This is a genomic window from Streptomyces sp. 3214.6 (genome assembly GCF_900129855.1).
In the GTDB taxonomy this organism is placed as follows: Bacteria; Actinomycetota; Actinomycetes; order Streptomycetales; family Streptomycetaceae; genus Streptomyces; species Streptomyces soliscabiei.
On sequence record NZ_LT670819.1, the window covers coordinates 1058990 to 1075138 of the forward strand.

11 protein-coding genes are annotated in these 16149 nt (G+C 72.3%); 5 read left to right on the top strand and 6 right to left on the bottom strand.

The window, feature by feature from the left end; genetic code table 11:
- Positions 1–239: 239 nt before the first annotated feature.
- Positions 240–674 (bottom strand): protease inhibitor, encoded by a 435-nt coding sequence (locus B5557_RS04675; protein WP_079657917.1) that lies wholly within the window; start codon positions 672–674, stop codon positions 240–242.
- 357 nt (positions 675–1031) lie between these two features.
- Between B5557_RS04675 and B5557_RS04680 the strand changes: the two genes are divergently transcribed.
- Both B5557_RS04680 and B5557_RS04685 read left to right on the top strand, forming a co-directional pair.
- A complete protein-coding gene (locus B5557_RS04680; RefSeq protein ID WP_079657918.1) occupies positions 1032–1616 on the top strand; it encodes a hypothetical protein in 585 nt (194 codons plus the stop codon).
- Positions 1617–1736: 120 nt separating this feature from the next.
- Positions 1737–2906, top strand: a complete 1170-nt coding sequence (locus B5557_RS04685; RefSeq protein WP_079657919.1) for a lactate 2-monooxygenase — start codon at positions 1737–1739, stop codon at positions 2904–2906.
- A 279-nt stretch (positions 2907–3185) separates the two neighbouring features.
- On the opposite strand, the gene B5557_RS04690 is transcribed toward B5557_RS04685, so the two are convergent.
- The 4 genes from B5557_RS04690 to B5557_RS04705 form a co-directional block, all read right to left on the bottom strand.
- The gene (locus B5557_RS04690; protein ID WP_079657920.1) at positions 3186–4817 is read right to left on the bottom strand and encodes an RICIN domain-containing protein; all 1632 of its coding nucleotides are present in this window, start codon (positions 4815–4817) and stop codon (positions 3186–3188) included.
- A gap of 377 nt (positions 4818–5194) precedes the next feature.
- Positions 5195–5572, bottom strand: coding sequence for a toxin Doc (locus tag B5557_RS04695; RefSeq protein ID WP_079657921.1), 378 nt, complete (start codon positions 5570–5572; stop codon positions 5195–5197).
- Between the two features lie 3 nt (positions 5573–5575).
- Entirely contained in the window at positions 5576–5821 is a 246-nt protein-coding gene (locus tag B5557_RS04700; protein WP_079664590.1) for a hypothetical protein, read from the bottom strand.
- A gap of 111 nt (positions 5822–5932) precedes the next feature.
- The gene (locus B5557_RS04705; RefSeq protein WP_079657922.1) at positions 5933–8173 is read right to left on the bottom strand and encodes a glycoside hydrolase family 9 protein; all 2241 of its coding nucleotides are present in this window, start codon (positions 8171–8173) and stop codon (positions 5933–5935) included.
- Between the two features lie 212 nt (positions 8174–8385).
- Between B5557_RS04705 and B5557_RS04710 the strand changes: the two genes are divergently transcribed.
- Positions 8386–8952 carry a cysteine hydrolase family protein gene (locus B5557_RS04710; RefSeq protein WP_079657923.1) on the top strand — a complete coding sequence of 189 codons (567 nt, stop codon included), beginning with the start codon at positions 8386–8388 and terminating at the stop codon, positions 8950–8952.
- Positions 8953–9032: 80 nt separating this feature from the next.
- Here B5557_RS04710 and B5557_RS04715 read toward each other — a convergent pair whose 3' ends face one another.
- On the bottom strand, positions 9033–12116 hold the full coding sequence (locus tag B5557_RS04715; RefSeq protein WP_079657924.1) for a glycoside hydrolase family 2 TIM barrel-domain containing protein: 3084 nt from the start codon (positions 12114–12116) through the stop codon (positions 9033–9035).
- A gap of 288 nt (positions 12117–12404) precedes the next feature.
- Between B5557_RS04715 and B5557_RS04720 the strand changes: the two genes are divergently transcribed.
- Together B5557_RS04720 and B5557_RS04725 are read left to right on the top strand one after the other, a co-directional pair.
- The gene (locus tag B5557_RS04720) at positions 12405–14777 is read left to right on the top strand and encodes a SpoIIE family protein phosphatase (protein ID WP_079657925.1); all 2373 of its coding nucleotides are present in this window, start codon (positions 12405–12407) and stop codon (positions 14775–14777) included.
- 47 nt (positions 14778–14824) lie between these two features.
- The gene (locus B5557_RS04725; RefSeq protein ID WP_231976252.1) at positions 14825–16147 is read left to right on the top strand and encodes an SLC13 family permease; all 1323 of its coding nucleotides are present in this window, start codon (positions 14825–14827) and stop codon (positions 16145–16147) included.
- Positions 16148–16149 lie beyond the last annotated feature (2 nt).

Here is a 16149-nt window from a genome sequence, read left to right on the forward strand (position 1 = left end):
GTGTACACCTTGTTTTCGGGCTCGACCTGGGCGGCCGCGGCCGGGCGCCGCAGCAGGTCGCCTGTCAGGCGTGTCGACCTGACGGCCCGTGCGTCGCCACATGAGCCCGGAGGCCGGCGGGCAGCCCCACTCCGCCCATCCGGCCTCCGGGTGCGGGATCGCGTGGTCCCGTGTCAGGGGCTCGCACTCCCCACGTCACGAGCCTCTCGGCGTCCACGGGAGGCCACCCGATCCCGGTCTCAGAAGGTGAAGAGGCTGCTCCCGGCAGCGTTCTTCACGCAGGCGTTGGCGAAGGTGCGCTCGTAGGAGACGCGCTTGCCCTGCCAGACGCCGTCGACGGTGACGACCACCGGGTCGTACTGCTTGGTGCACCTGGCGTCACCCGGGGCGGCCAGGGCGTCGAAGTCGCCGTCGGCGGCGCGCAGTTCGGCGCAGGCGAGGGCGGCGGCGGGGTGGGTGCCGGAGGGGGTCGGTGCGCAGCTCAGGGTCACGGCCCTGGCCGCGTCGACGGTGGCGGCGCTGTCTCCGTGACCCAGGGTCAGCACGAGGGCCGACGGGGCGTAGAGGGAGGTCGGCGCTGCGGCCGGGGCGGCGAGCGCGGATCCGGTGAGGGATCCGCAGACGGTGGCGGCCGTGAGGCCGAGGGTCGCTGCCCAGCGCGCGGTGTTCCGCATTGTGTGCATCCTTCCGCTCGATTCGGGGGTGTGCCGGTCCGACTCGGTCGGTGCCGAACGCGGCGAGCGCGAGTCTGCCGAGTCCGCCGCCGAATATCACCTCGACCCCATCGGTTTCAGTAACCTTGCGTATTGAATCAGTGGCGTGAAGTCACGGAATTCGAACGCTCCAACGCCGAAAGCAAGCGCTTCGTGATCCCTTCGGTCCGCTCGATGACCGGTTTTCATAGCTTCGTTAATCGGCCTGAAACATTCCGCTCCGGCCCCCGGGCCGCCCCGCCCCTTCCCCCGTTGCGCTCTCGGCGGACTCCTGGGCGATCCCTTGTGTTCACCTGCCTGCGGAGTAATGGTGATTACATGATTACGACAGAGCAGAGAGAGAAGCTGAGGGGCTGGTTCGCGGGCCGGCTGCCCGACGACCTCTTCGAGGAACTCACCGAGGTGACGGTCGACCGCGAGGAGATCACCGTGATCGGCCGCGTCCCCGCACCCCGGCTGAGCGAGGACGCCCCGGCCGCCGAGCGGGAGGCTGCCGTCACCGCCCGGATCCAGGAGTTCCGGGAGCGCACCCGCGAGACCCGGATGGCCGTGGCCCGCGACGCCGAGCACCGCTTCCGGCGGAAGGTGTCCTGGGGTGTGGTGTGCGACGGGGAGCGCGCCCTGTTCACCCATGTGGCCGCGCCGGTCATGACCCGGCTGCGGCAGCCCGAGCGCCAGGTCCTCGACACACTGATCGCCGCGGGCGTGGCCCGCAGCCGCAGCGACGCCCTCGCCTGGTGCGTCCGGCTGGTCCAGCGGCACACCGACGACTGGCTCACCGAACTGCGGGACTCCCTCGAACACGTCCAACGGGTGCGCGCCCAGGGGCCTGACGCGGGGCAGGACGTGGAGCAGGACACCGCCCAGGAGGACACGGGGGGTGGCGGATCCGCCCACTCATGACGCCGAATAAGGACGAGTCGGAGGTCCCAGGACAGACCCTCACCGCCCCGAACCTACCCACCGGTATCGTCGCCCTGCTACGCACGCTCGACACGGGACGACGAGAGGCGGCATGGACGGATGGCCAAGCACTGGGCGGACTTCCAGTACGAGATCTACCTCAACGGGATGACGGGCGCGGTCCCCCGGCTGCCCACCGATCTGACCCGGCTGGAGGAGCTCACCGAGCAGCGGCTCGGGCCGGGTCCGGTCGGCTACGTTGCGGGCAGCGCGGGGAACGGCAGCACGGCACGGGCGAACCGCGCTGCTCTGGAGCGCCGCCGGATCGTGCCACGCATGCTGCGGGACGTGCACGAACGCGATCTGTCGGTCGAGGTGCTGGGCCGCTCACTGCCCGCCCCGCTGGCCCTGGCCCCGGTCGGCGTGCTGTCGATCATGCACCCGGAGGCGGAGTCGGCTGCGGCCCGGGCCGCGGGCGCGCAGGGGGTGCCGTACATCCTGTCGTCGGCGTCCAGCACGCCGATCGAGCAGGTGGCCGAGACGATGGGCGACGCCGAACGCTGGTTCCAGCTGTACTGGTCCAAGGACCGGGAGGTGACGCGGAGTCTCCTCGGCCGGGCGAGGGCAAGCGGATACACGGTGCTCGTCGTCACCCTGGACACCCCGCTGCTGGCATGGCGGCCGCGCGACCTCGACCAGGCCTACCTGCCGTTCCTGCACGGCGTCGGCACCGCGAACTACTTCACCGACCCGGCCTTCCGCGCGGGCCTGGCCAAGCCGGTGCACGAGGACCCGAACGCGGCCGTCCTGCACTTCGTCAGCCTGTTCGCGGACCCCGGAAAGACCTGGCCGGACCTGTCGTTCCTGCGGGAGAACTGGGACGGACCGATCGTCCTCAAGGGAGTCCTGCACCCGGGCGACGCCCGGCTCGCCGCCGACGCCGGGATGGACGGGGTGGTGGTCTCCAACCACGGGGGCCGGCAGGTGGCCGGTTCGGTCGCCGCCGCCGACGCGCTGCCCGGGGTGGCGCGGGCGGTCGGCGACCGGCTGACCGTGCTGTTCGACAGCGGGGTGCGCACCGGCGACGACGTCTTCAAGGCGCTCGCCCTCGGCGCGCGGGCGGTCCTGCTGGGCCGGCCCTACGTCTACGGGCTGGGCCTGGACGGACAGCCGGGCGTCGAGCACGTGATCCGCTGCCTGCTCGCCGAGTTCGACCTCACCCTGGCCCTGTCCGGCCACGCCACCCCGGCGACGGTCGGCCAGGCGGACCTCGTCGAGGACGCCGGATAACCCTGGCGGGGTCTGTCGGCCGGGCGCAGGCCGGCCGGGCACCCCGCGCGTGGCAGGTCGTCGCGCCCTGCGCGGCCATGGCTCACCGCGACACCGCCGCGCCGACCGGCCGCCGCCCGAGGACCGCCGCCCGAGGACCGCCGCCTGCCGCGCGGATCGGCCGGGCTCGCGGGCCGGGCCCCTGCGGCACTCCCCCAGGGCCTTCGACCGCGGTGCCGTTGGGCGACCGGCTCGCCGGCGGCCCGTGGGCAGCGCGCCCCGCCTACCGGGGGGCGGCCCTCAGGCCGTTCCGTCCGAGAGGTCTACCGGCTGGGCCGACGGAGGTGCGTCCGTGCCGGTGACCGCGAGGGAACCGGGGGTGGCGGTGGCGACGTCGGTCAGCCAGCGCTGGCCGGTGGAGTGGTCGCGGACCTTCACGACGACGTCGGCGCCCGGCTCCGCACCGGCCGTCGCGAGGGCGAGCGCGTCGTCCCAGCGGGGCAGCAACTCGCCCTGCACGGTGAGGTCGTAGCGGACGTCGTCGCGCCGGGAGTTCTCGGCGTCCGCGCACGCGCCGAGGATGACCACGCCGGCGTCCGCGTGGGAGTCCACACACAGCTCCGGGTGGGCCACGCTGCGCAGCTGCCCGTCGTCGCTGTAGGACCACTGCTGTGTGCCGTCGGACGAGCAGTCCGCGAGCTCGACGGCGGCGCCCGCCACGGCCTCGCCCCGGACGTCCAGGCACAGGTCGGACGCGGCGTTGCGCAGCCTCGTCTGCCGTGGTGCGCTGGGCAGTTGAGCGGTGCCCGGGGCCGTGGGCGAGGTGGTGGCCTGCGAGTCGGTGCCGGGGGCGCTGCCGCTGGTGGAGGCGGCCGGGTCGGCGCCGCCGCTGTCCGACCACATGCCGGCCGCGAGCAGGGTGGTCAGCAGGCCGGCCGAGGCCAGTCCGACGCCGGTGAACAGCGCGCGCGGCGACCGCGCCGCCCCGGACTCCCGGCGGCGGGGCGAGGGGATGCGCGAGAGCAGGTTGCCGCGTCGGCCGCGGGTGCCGCCGCCGCGGTGCCGGGCGGAGCCCTTGAGGCGCACGGTCTGCTGCTTGCTGCGGCCGGGCCGGGTGTCGTGGTAGCGGCGGGCGCCCCAGCCGAGCACCGCCTCGGCGAGCAGCACCCCGAGGCCGTTCTCGAAGTGGCCGAGCTGTTCGGCGGCGGAACGGCAGTACCGGCAGGCGTCGAGGTGCTGGCGCACATCGGGCAGCAGGTCGCCGCCGCGGCGGATGGGGCCGTCGAGGAGCCGGTTGTAGAACCGGCAGTCCTTGTTCGGCGCGAGTTCCCGGTGGGCGCGGACGACGCCCTCGCGAAGCTTGTCCCGGGCCTGTTCCAGGGCGGCGGACACGGTGTCGGTGTCCATGCCGAGCAACCCGGCGGCGACGGTGATCTGCTCGGCCTCGACCTCCACGTGCCACAGGACGCAGCGGGCGACCGCGGGCAGGCCCTGGAACGAGCGTTCCGCCAGCACCCGGTTCTCCGGCGTCATGGACTTCGCGCTCCGCATGCCCCGGGCCCCGGCCGGCTTGCGCAGCACCGGCAGGACGCCGGACAGCCCCTCGTCGGCGGACCACAGCCGGGCCATGTCCCGCACGGTCACCAGCAGTCGGGGACGCAGCGCGGTGCCCGGCTCGCCCAGTTTGAGCCGGTCGAAGACCTGATGGAAGGCGGCCGCGGTGATCATGGACGCGACGCTCCCGGAGGAGGCGAGGCAGATGACCGCGTACTCGTGCACCGGTCGCCAGTGCCGGGCGATCAGCAGAGCGGTGGACTGGGCGACCTCGCTGTCCGCGCCGCCGCGTATCCCGGCGGCGAGGGACTCGTCGGATTCTCCTGGGCCCCCACCCGGCGGAGGGTAGGGCGGAAGAGGAGGCTGAGCGGTGGGCACTGAGCGAATTCCTTTGGTACGTACCTGTTCGGTGCGGCAGGAGGCGCGAATTCGCCTCCGCCGACGAACGCAGGGGACCCGGCCATGACCCCCCGCACGGGTAGTTCACCTTTGCACAACTAAGTCGCGCACAACAAGGCGGTAGCTGAAGCTGCCCTTTGTTGAAAGGATGTCGATAAGCAATGCCATGCGCCCCGTGTGAAACACGCACACGCAGCAGAGCGACGCGCACGCTCCCGGCCCATCGGGACGCGTAGTTGGCTGAAACCCGGCCACTCCTCGGAAGGCCCCGCGCAGGACGGCGGCACTCCTGCGCGAAACGGCCGCCGGCCCTGCTCCTCCCGCCCTCGGCCGGCGGCCCACCGCTCCGTGAGCGGCTATATCTGCCAGGAGCGCAGCCGGTCCGCCGCGCCGTAGACGTCGGTCTTGCCGTCGATCAGATCCCGGGCGAGGTCGACGAGAGCGCCGTAGGGCGGATCGATGCCGACCCCGCTGGTGAACATGTACGCCACCGCCGTCGCGCAGGCGAAACGGGCGTTGGCCGAGGGCAGGGGCTTGAGCAGGGCGAGCGTGTGCAGCAGCGCGGCGGCCCGCCAGGCGGGGTCGGAGTCCACGCCGAGCTTGGGCGGATCGACCCGGTGCCGGGCGACGGCGGCGACGAGCGCCGAGAAGTCGTTGATGGTGGGCTGCTCGGGCAGGACCTCTTCGTGGCGCTGAAGCAGCCAGGGCACGTCGATGTGGATGACGGCTGTCATCGGTCAGGCGACCCGCCCCTCGCCCCTGGCGGAGCGTTCGTCATCGGGGAAGGCGGCCGCGAACTCGTCGGCATGGGACGCGAAGAACGTACGGAACGCCTCCGCGCCCTCCTGGAGCGCCCGGTGCCGGGCGATGTCGGCCGCGGCGGCCTCCCGTACGAGTGCCTTCATCGACGTGCCGCGTTCCTTGGCGATCTGTCGCAGGTCCTCCAGCTCGCGATCGCTGAATTCCACATTGAGGGCTGGCATGCCCTTCACGGTACCGCGCGGGTACTTACTCGTAAATATCCCCAGGTCAAACTAATGACCACGCGGTACCGGAGGGTGTCCGACCCTGCACGATCCTGACCGGATTCGCGCCTATCCCTGATCCGCCACGAAGGACGCCATACGGGCCAGCGCCGCGTTCCAGTTGATCGCGGTCTCGTTCGTCGACCAGGACTGGATGTCGTCGATGTAGCAGAACTGGCCCACGCACCCCTGGAGCTTGCTCTGCGCGTAGGGGTCCTGAATGCTCGAGTTCGGGCCGCCCGCGAGGGTCCCCGCCGGGGGTTGCGGAAGGCTCGGGTCGAGCTGGTGGGCGTACCAACGGCTGTGCTGGTGATGGGAGTTGACCTCCCCGTAGCCGGTCACGTACGACAGGTTCAGCGCGTTGCGGCCGAGGATGTAGTCCATGCTCTGGACCGCCGCGTCACGGTACTTCGAGGCGCCTGTGATGTCGTAGGCGGTGGCGATGACCACGGCGTTGTTGAGGACCTGATGGCTGGAGCCCCAGTCGTAGCGGTTGCCGTCGGGCGCGTAGGGCATACCGTACGGCTGTGACGCGAGCGTGGCGAGGTAGGTGTCGGCGCCCCGCACCACCGAGCGGCGCACCTTGTCGCGGCCGGGGAGCTTGTTCGGGACGGTCGCCAGGTCGAGGCGCCCGGCGGCGGCGGTGCGGGACCAGTCGAAGCCATAGGGGACGAAGAGGTCGGCGGTGTGCACCGGGGAGGTGAGCACTTGGTCGGCGAACCGCTTCTCCCCCGTGGTGAGATACAGCTCGGCGGCCGCCCAGTAGAACTCGTCGGTCGCGTTGTCGTCGTTGTAGGCGCCGCCGCCGGTGCCGTCATTGGGGTCGGCGTAGACATTCGGATGGGCGAGGGCCGCCGCGAAGGCCTTGCGCGCGGCCGTCAGCGCCTTCGCCGCGAATGCCTTGTCGTAGGGCCGGTACAGACGGGCCGCCTGGGCGGCCGTCGCGGCCAGGTTGAGGGTCGCCGTGGTGGTCGGCGGGTGCAGTTCGCGCTGCTGCGGGTCGTCGCTCGGCAGCAGCGGCAGGCCCGTCCACTGCGCATCGTGCACCTTGTGGTGGGCCATGCCCGCGAGGGGCTGCCCGTCCGGCACCTGCATCCTCAGCAGGAAGTCGAGCTCCCAGCGGGCCTCGTCGAGGATGTCGGGCACCTTGTTGCCGCTCTCGGGGAGGGCGAGGGTGCCGTCCCCGAGCCGGGCCGGGTGTCCGGTCCGGGCGAGGAGGGAGCGTTCATAGGTGCTCAGCACCTCCCAGGTCGCGATGCCTCCGTTGACGACGTACTTGCCGTGGTCGCCGGCGTCGTACCAGCCGCCGGTGACGTCGAGGCTGTAGTCGCACACACCCGGCTGGCAGGGGACGGCAAGGTCGCCCTTGTTGGGGGCCACGCCGACATGGCCGGCCGGCCTGCCGTAGCCGGGGCGGAGGTCGTCGCGGATCGCGATGCCGCTGCGCTGCGTGTAGTAGTACTTCACCGCGTCCAGGCCAAGCCGCTGGTAGGCGGCGCCGCCGATGTCGAAGGGGTGACTGGTCTCGCCGTCGGCGACCAGGGTGAAGCCGGCGCCGCGCTTGCGGTAGGCCCCGAAGTCGATGGAGTGGACGTGCTGCCCGGAGGACACGTCGAGGCCGCGCGGCACGCTCCAGCCGTGCGCGACCGTCGCCCCGGCGCTGTTCTTCAGCTGCCAGGGCAGCTTCGCGGTGGCGTCGGTGACCAGGGTGGCGGTCTTCGGCCCGGCGGGCAGATAGGCGACCTGGTTGACGCGCACGCGCGGCCCGGTGTCGGGCTCGTACACCTCCGGCGGCACCCCGCCCAGCAGCGACACGTCGTCCAGACAGAACCGCCAGGGCTCGGCGCTCCCGCCGACCTGGAAGGCGACCTGCCCCTGGGCGCTGTCGACCGGCGAGGTGAACGTGTAGGAGTACGAGTCCCCCGACGCGCTCAGCACCGGGGTCGCCTCGTACCAGGTGTCGTACGGGGACACGCCGAGGCCCACGATCGCCCGCACCACATGCCCCTCGGGCACCCCGGAGGCGCTGAAGGAGAACCGGTACGACGACCCCTTCACCAGGGTGATCGCGTTCTGGCCGACGGCGGAGTCCCAGCGGTTGACGGTGCCGCCCGGCACGTCCGCGCACAGCTTGCCGTCGGTGAGGCCGGCGGTGACGTTGCTGGTCCACCATGGGTCGGCGCTCGTGTCGAAGCCGCCGTTCCTGACCTGCTCGACCTCGTCGGCGCCGGCCTGCTGCACGGGCAGCGCGGTGAGCGCCGCGCCCAGCAGGGCCGCGAGGGACAGCAGGGCGGTTCTGCGTCGTTTCACGTCCAGGCTCCTCGGGGAGGTGCGGGACGCTTCCCACGAGATGCTTATGGGAGCGCTCCCAGGGAGGGGTCGGAAGACATGCTTGTTGGATTCATGACACCCCGTCAACGGTCCGGACGAGATGAGCGCGAGAAGTCCTCGGGGCCGTTGTCAGTGGTGGGTTCTAGTGTGGGTCGTCCGTGGACCGACAGGTCCACTCACAGGAGGCATCCATGACGACCCTGGCCGACCGGCCCCACACCGCCCTGCTCGTCATCGACGTCCAGAAGGGCTTGGTGGCGGGCGCGCCCCGGCGCGAGGAGGTGATCGCGAACATCGACACGCTGGTCGACGCGGCGCGCGCGCAGGATGTGCCGGTGATCTGGGTACAGCACTCCGACGACGACCTCGTGCGCGGAAGCGAGGACTGGGAGTACGTCGAGGAGTTGGTCCGCGTCGACTCCGAGCCCCTCGTCCACAAGAACTACCAGGACTCCTTCGAGGAGACCGAGCTGGAGGCCGTGCTGGCCGCGCGCGGGGTGGGCCGGGTCGTCGTCACGGGGGCGCAGACCGACGCGTGCATCCGCTCGACGCTGCACGGCGCCCTCGTGCGCGGGTACGACGTGACGCTGGTCGCCGACGCGCACACCACGGAGGACCTCACCCCGTACGGCGCCCCCGCTCCGGAGCAGGTCATAGCCCACACCAACCTGTACTGGGCCTGGCAGAGCGCACCCGGCCGCAGCGCGGGCACGGTGGACGCGGCGAAGGTGACGTTCGAGGCGGCGGACGCGGGCTGAGCAGGGCCGCCGGGAAGCGGCGCCCGGGCGCGGTGGCGCCCGGGCGCCGAAGGATCCGAGGCGGCCCTCCGGTCAGCCGCTCATGCCTCCAACCTGCTGATGCGAACCGCCCCCTGGACCGTGCCGGGTGCGCCGCTGGTCAGCTTCAGCCGCAGCCTGGAGCCGCGGACCGGGTCGAAGGTGAGCGCCGTCGGCGCGTCCGAGGCGGTGGCCCAGTCCACGGCCGCGCCGGTGACGGGCACGTACCGCTCGCCGTCCCAGACCTCGGCCTCGATCGACGCGGGCAGGCTGTGCGTGGCGTCCACGGTGAAGGACACCTCCGCCCGGTCGAAGTCCCTGGTGCGCCCGTAGTCGACCGACACCCAGTCCTTCGGCCGGGCCCCGCTGAAGGCGGGCAGCAGGGCGGTGGCGGCCTTGGCGAAGGCGTTGGACCAGCCGGTGGCCGGGTCGCCGTCCAGCAGCGCGGCGGGCAGGGTGTCCGGTCGGCCGGAGTAACTGGCGTCCGCGTACGGGTAGGTCACGGGCTCCGGGTACTCGGGGGCGATGGCCGCGGCCGGGGTGGTCGCCGCCGAGCGGGCGTGTGTGGTGCGCACGGTGGCCGTGCCCCTGCGCAGGCCGTCCACGCGGGCGGTCACCTTCAGGGCGCCCGCCTCGTTGCCGGAGCGCACGATGGCGAGGGCCTTGCCTTGGAAGGCGGTGCGGGTGCTGGCCTGATAGCGCTCGGCGCTCTCCTGCCGCCCGTTGTCGAGTCCGGCGAGGGAACCGCCGGTCACCTGGAAGGAGATGAGATGCTCGGCGTCGGGTACGACGGTCCCCCGCGCGTCGACCACGTCGGCGGTGACGAAGACCAGGGAACGGCCGTCCGCCGGAAGGGATGTACGGTCCGCGGTGAGCCGTACGGCGTGCGGGGCGCCGGCCGTGCGCAGCACATCGGTGGCGACCGTCCTGCCGCCCCGGCGGGCCACGGCCTTCAACTCGCCCGGCGCGTAGGGCACCTTCCACGTCAGGTGCAGCTTGCCCGCGCTGTCGTTCGGGCTGGTGTAACTGCCAGGGTAGGGGCCGGTGGTGAAGGTCTTGTCGTCGCCGGGGGCCTCGGTGGTCTCCAGGTAGGTGCGGCCGTCGAGGGTCTTCTTCGTGTCGAACTTCCGTACGCCCAGGGACGTTCCGTTGAGGTACAGCTCCACCGTGTCGACGTTGGAGTACGCCCACACCTCGACCGTGTCGCCGGCCTCGTGGTTCCAGGTCATCGGCACCAGATGGACCATGGGCTCCTCGACCCACTGGCTGCGGAAGAGGTGGTACATGTCCTTCGGGAAGCCGGCCGTGTCGACCGCACCGAAGAAGGATGCCTTCACCGGGAAGACGTTGTACGGCGTGGGCTCGCCGATGTAGTCGATGCCGGACCACAGGAACTGACCCATGAACCACTTCCGGTCGCGGTCCTTCTTGTGCCCGTACTCGCCGCTCATGGTCCAGGAGGCGAGGTTGTTGTCGTAGGAGGAGGTGGCCCGCTTGCCGGGGGTGTGGTTCTCGCCGGTGTTGAGGTGCTCGGGCTCCTGGTAGGCGCCGCGGGTCGAGGTCTCCGAGGACGACTCGGACTCGAAGAGGAACAGGTGCGGGTAGGTGGCGTGCAGGGCGTCCACGGACTTGGCGGTGTTGTAGTTCAGGCCCAGGCCGTCCAGCTTGGCGAGCATCAGGTCGGCGGCGGAGCCCTTGGCGGGCGGGTTGCGGTACTTGTCCGAGCCGATGATGAGCGGCCGGGTGTCGTCCACCGCGCGGATCGCGGCGATGATCCGGTCCGCCATGGCGAGACCGGCGGTGGAGGTGGAGTCGGTGATCTCGTTGCCTATGGACCACAGCAGGACGGCGGGCGAGTTGCGGGCCGCGAGCACCATCTCGGTGGCGTCCCGCTCGCACCACTCGTCGAAGAACCGCCCGTAGTCGTACCGGGTCTTGCCCGTCTTCCAGCAGTCGAAGGCCTCCACCAGCATCACGATGCCCAGTTCCTCGCAGACCCGGATCATCTCCGGGGAGGGCGGGTTGTGGGAGGTGCGGAAGGCGTTGACGCCCATCGACTTCATGATCGTCATCTGGCGGCGGATGGCGTCGACGCTGACCGCGGCCCCGAGGGCGCCCAGGTCGTGGTGGAGGTCCACGCCCTTGATCTTGCTGTACGTGCCGTTGAGGTGGAATCCCTCGTCGGGGTCGAAGCGGAAGGTGCGGATGCCGAACGGCGTGCGGTAGGTATCGGTGCGCTCCCCGGCGACGCGCAGTTCGGTCTCCAGGGTGTAGCGGTGCGGGGTCTTGAAGTCCCACCGCTGTGGATCGGCCACCGTGAGTTCGTGGATCCCGGTGGCCCGGTCGGCGACGGCGACCGTGGAGGACGTACGGGCGACGGTGCGGCCGTTCGGGGCGAGGATGCGTGAGACGACCTCGACGTCGGCGCCCGTACCGGACGCGTTCACCACCGAGGTCTCGACCCGGACGACGGCCCGCTCGCCGGTGACCTCGGGGGTGGTGACGTATGTGCCCCAGCGGGCGACGTGCACCGGCTCGGTGACGACCAGGCGGGCCTCGCGGTAGATGCCGCTGCCGGAGTACCAGCGGCTGCTCGGCAGCCGGTTCTGCACCTTCACCGCGAGCACGTTCTCGGTGACGCCGTCGGTGTGCAGCAGGCCGGTCAGGTCGAAGGCGAAGCCGGTGTAGCCGTAGGGGTGGTGGCCGACCTCGGCGCCGTTGCAGTAGACGGAGGAGTCCATGTAGACGCCGTCGAACTCGACCGAGATCCGCTTGCCGGCCTGGGCGGCCGGCAGGGTGAAGGCGAGGCGGTACCAGCCCAGGCCGCCGGGGAAGAAGCCGGTGCCGCTGGTCGTGCCGTTCTGCGTGGTCGGGGTCTGCTCGATGCTCCAGTCGTGCGGCACCGCGACCTCGCGCCAGGCCGAGTCGTCGTAGCCGGGGGCGGCGGCGTCCGCGTACTGTCCGGTGGGGTCGGTGATACCGCCCGGGTTGACCAGCGCGAAGCGCCAGCCGTCGCGCAGCGCGACCGCGCGGCGGCCGGAGGCGCGCGCGGCGGCCTCGGCGGCCTGCGCCGGTGGGCCGAGGAGCGCTCCGGCGGCCGGTGCGGCCGTGGAGGCGAGAAGGACCGATCTGCGAGTGACCGTCATGGCCGGCTCTCCCTCATCAGGAACCAGAAGTACTCACAACTGATCGTTAGCAAACAGAATCTGACGACGGGCCACTCATGCCCGTCAAGGGGTCCGGAGGTGTCCTCCCGCCCCCATGCGTCCCCGGGCTCCCAGCCATGACATAGGCCGGTTTTACCCCTTGACCTCGGCGGGACAACGCTGTCTCTTCGGGCCGTGGGGGTTCCCGTCCGTGCGCGCGGCGGACGCACTAGGCTGGACGGAAGTGTCCTGTCCGTTCACTGTGAGTGTCCGCGATGGAGTGGCGAGATGAGCCCGGAGTATCCGTTCGACGAGGCCGCGACGGCCCGGGCTGTGGTCGACGACGCCGGCACGCTCATCGGATGGAACGAGGGCGCGCGGACCTTGTTGGGCTGGTCCCCGGCCGATGTCGTGGGCCGACCCGCCGCGGAACTGCTCGCCGGCGACGCGGTCGTCCCCACCGGCCCCCGCTGGCACGGAACGGTGACTTTGCGCCACCGTGACGGCCGTCCGGTGCGGGTGTGGCTGCTCGCCCACCACACCGAGGCCCGGGACGACGACCCGGGGCAGTGGCTCGTCGTCACCCCGCTGGTCGGCGGCGGCCCCGAGTCCCCCGACGGCCCCCTCGCCACCGCGGCGCTGGTCCAGTCGCCCTGTGCCGTGGCGGTCTACGACGAACGCCTGCGGCTCAGCCACATCAACGAGGCGATGGGCGAGGTGATCGGACTGCCCGAGGAGCGGATCCGGGGCCTGCGGCTCTCCGAGATCGGCGGCCGGCCGCAGAGCGCGGAGCTGGAACAGCACATGCTGCGCGTGCTCGCCAGCGGCCGGGCGCAGGACGTGCAGACGTACACGAAGACCGGCGGCGAGACCCGGGCGCACGCCTGGCTGGCCCGGATGGCGCCGGTCACCGACGCCGCCGGGCAGGTGCGGGGCGTGTGTCTGGCCGCCCATGACTTCACCGACAACTACCTCGCCCGCGAGCGGCTCCAGCTGGTCAACGAGGCGAGCGTACGCATCGGCAGCACCCTCGACGTCACCCGGACGGCCCAGGAGCTGGCGGAGGTCTGTGTGCCCGCGCTCGCCGACTTCGTGAGCGTCGACCTGCTCGACCCGCGGGACGGCGGCGACCCTCCGAGCCTTTTCGACCCGCCGTTGAGCCTGCGACGCGCCGCGCACCACTCGGTGAACCCCGGCAGCCCGGAGGCGGTGGCCAAGCCCGGAGAGGCGCAGGACTATCCGACCGGGTCGCCGCAGGCCGACTCGCTGGTCGCGGGGCGCACCATCGTCGGCTCCGTGGCGGGCGGCGGTCTGGCCGCGTGGCTCGCCTGGGACCCGAGACGCGCCGCCCGGGTGCGGGAGGTCGGCATCCACTCCACGATGTCCGTGCCGATCCGGGCACGGGGCGTGACGCTCGGCGTCGCCGTCCTCACCCGGTTCCGCCGGCCGGACCCATTCACCGCCGACGACATGCTGCTGGCCGAGGAGGTCACCGCCCGGGCCGCCGTCTGCATCGACAACGCCCGCCGGTACTCCCGGGAGCGTGAGACGGCCCTCGCACTGCAGCGCAGCCTGCTCCCGCGCACCCTGCCGCGCACCGCCGCCGTCGACGCCGCCTCCCGCTATCTGCCGGCCGCCCGCGCCGGGGTGGGCGGCGACTGGTTCGACGTGATCCCGCTGTCCGGGATGCGGGTCGCCATGGTCGTGGGGGACGTCGTCGGGCACGGCGTCCAGGCCTCGGCCACCATGGGCCGGCTGCGCACCGCCGTGCGCACCCTCGCCGACATCGACCTCGCCCCCGACGAACTGCTCACCCACCTCGACGACCTGGTCGTCCGGCTGTCGGAGGAGGCCGGGGTCGAGGGCAACCCCGGCGAGGTCGGGGCGACCTGCCTGTACGCGGTGTACGACCCGGTGTCGCGACGCTGCACCCTGGCGCGGGCCGGGCACCCCCCGCCCGTGCTGCTGCGGCCGGGTGCGGCGCCCCGCCGGGTCGAACTGCCCGCCGGTCCCCCGCTGGGCCTGGGCGGGCTGCCGTTCGAGTCGGCCGAGCTGGAACTGTCCGAGGGCAGTGTGCTCGCCTTCTACACCGACGGCCTGATCGAGTCCCGTGAGCGGGACGTGGACGCCGGTCACCGGCTGCTGAGCCAGGCCCTGGCGGCGTACTCGGACTCCCTGGACGAGACCTGCGACCGGATCCTGCACTCCCTGCTCCCGCCCGGCGGCGCCACCGCCGACGACGTGGCACTGCTCCTCGCGCGCACCCGGGGCCTGCCCGCCTCCCAGGTCGCGACCTGGGACATCCCGGCCGACCCGTCGCTGGTCGCGCCGATCCGCAAACAGGTCGTCCGCCAGCTCGGCGACTGGGGGCTGAGCGACGCGTCGTTCACGACCGAGCTGGTGGTGAGCGAGCTGGTCACCAACGCCATCCGGTACGGCTCCCACCCCATCCGGCTGCGGCTGATCCATGACGCGACGACGCTGATCTGCGAGGTCTCCGACAACAGCCACACCGCCCCGCACCTGCGCCGGGCGAAGACCTGGGACGAGGGCGGCCGGGGCCTGCTCCTGGTCGCCCAGCTCACCCAGCGCTGGGGCAGTCGGCACAACCCCGAGGGCAAGACGATCTGGGCGGAGCTGAGCCTGTTCGACGAGGAGTGAACGGGCCCGCACACCACTTGGCGGGTGTTTTACCCGCCCATGTTTTCATGGACGGACACCCGGACCAGTTCGATGGGCGGGCGCCGCCCGACCGCCTGCCCCGGAGAACTCCCCTGAACGCCCCGCTCGCCGAAACGCTGTCCGTCGTCCTGCTCGCCGCCGCTCTGGGGTGGGCCGTACTGCGTCCCGCCGGACGGTCGGAGGCCGTCGTCGCCGTTCCGGCCGCGGCCGTGGCGGTCGCCCTCGGGACGGTCTCGCCGGAGCACGCGCTGGCGGAGGCCGAGCGGCTCGGGCCGGTGATCGGCTTCCTCGCGGCGGTGCTGGTGCTGGCCCACCTGTGCGACGTCGAGGGACTGTTCACGGCATGCGGGGCGTGGATGGCCCGCCGTGCCGCGGGGCGGCCGCGGCGCCTGCTGGTCGCCGTGTTCGTGCTGGCCTCGGTGGTCACGGCCGTGCTCAGTCTGGACGCGACCGTGGTGCTGCTGACGCCGGTGGTGTTCGCCACCGCCGCCCGCATGGGGGTCCGCGCCAGACCGCACGTCTACGCGACCGCGCACCTGTCGAACACGGCCTCGCTGCTGCTGCCGGTCTCCAACCTCACCAACCTGCTGGCGTTCGAGGCGAGCGGGCTGAGCTTCAGCCGGTTCGCCGCGCTGATGGCGCTGCCCTGGGTGGTCGCGGTCGGTGCCGAATATCTGGTCTTCCGGCGCTTCTTCGCCGACGACCTGCCCGCCGCCGAACCCGCCCCCGACGACGGCCCGGCGCCCGCTCTGCCGCTGTTCGCGCTGGTTACCGTCGCCTGCACGCTCGCCGGGTTCGTCGTGGCCTCCGCGGTCGGGATCGAACCGGCGTGGGCCGCGTGCGCGGGAGCCCTGGTGATGGCGGGGCGGGCGCTGGTGCGGCGGCGGGTGACGCCGGTCGCCGTGGTGCGGGCCGCCGCGCCCGGGTTCCTGGCGTTCGTGCTGGCGCTCGGGATCATCGTGCGCGCGGTGGTCGACAACGGGCTCGCCGGCGCGCTGCGGCATGTCCTGCCCGACGGCTCGGGCCTCTTGGCCCTGCTCGCCGTGGCCGCGCTGGCCGCCGTCCTGGCGAACCTGATCAACAACCTGCCCGCGGTGCTGGTCCTGGTGCCGCTCGCCGCCCCGGCCGGGACCGGGGCGGTGCTCGCGGTGCTGCTCGGGGTGAACATCGGCCCGAACCTGACGTACGCGGGATCGCTGGCGACGCTGCTGTGGCGGCGCGTGGTCCAGGCACGTGAGCAGCGGGTCGCGGTCGGCGAGTTCACCCGCCTCGGCCTGCTCACGGTGCCGACCGCGCTGGCCGCGGCCGTCGTCGCGCTGTGGGCGTCGCTGCAGCTGGTCGGCGTCTGAGC

Bases quoted from the DNA above. Each gene is read 5' to 3' on its own strand.
- B5557_RS04675 (WP_079657917.1), bottom strand. From the start codon at position 674: ATGCGGAACACCGCGCGCTGGGCAGCGACCCTCGGCCTCACGGCCGCC.
- B5557_RS04680 (WP_079657918.1), top strand. From the start codon at position 1,032: ATGATTACGACAGAGCAGAGAGAGAAGCTGAGGGGCTGGTTCGCGGGC.
- B5557_RS04685 (WP_079657919.1), top strand. From the start codon at position 1,737: ATGGCCAAGCACTGGGCGGACTTCCAGTACGAGATCTACCTCAACGGG.
- B5557_RS04695 (WP_079657921.1), bottom strand. From the start codon at position 5,572: ATGACAGCCGTCATCCACATCGACGTGCCCTGGCTGCTTCAGCGCCAC.
- B5557_RS04700 (WP_079664590.1), bottom strand. From the start codon at position 5,821: ATGCCAGCCCTCAATGTGGAATTCAGCGATCGCGAGCTGGAGGACCTG.
- B5557_RS04710 (WP_079657923.1), top strand. From the start codon at position 8,386: ATGACGACCCTGGCCGACCGGCCCCACACCGCCCTGCTCGTCATCGAC.
- B5557_RS04715 (WP_079657924.1), bottom strand. From the start codon at position 12,116: ATGACGGTCACTCGCAGATCGGTCCTTCTCGCCTCCACGGCCGCACCG.
- B5557_RS04720 (WP_079657925.1), top strand. From the start codon at position 12,405: ATGAGCCCGGAGTATCCGTTCGACGAGGCCGCGACGGCCCGGGCTGTG.
- B5557_RS04725 (WP_231976252.1), top strand. From the start codon at position 14,825: ATGGACGGACACCCGGACCAGTTCGATGGGCGGGCGCCGCCCGACCGC.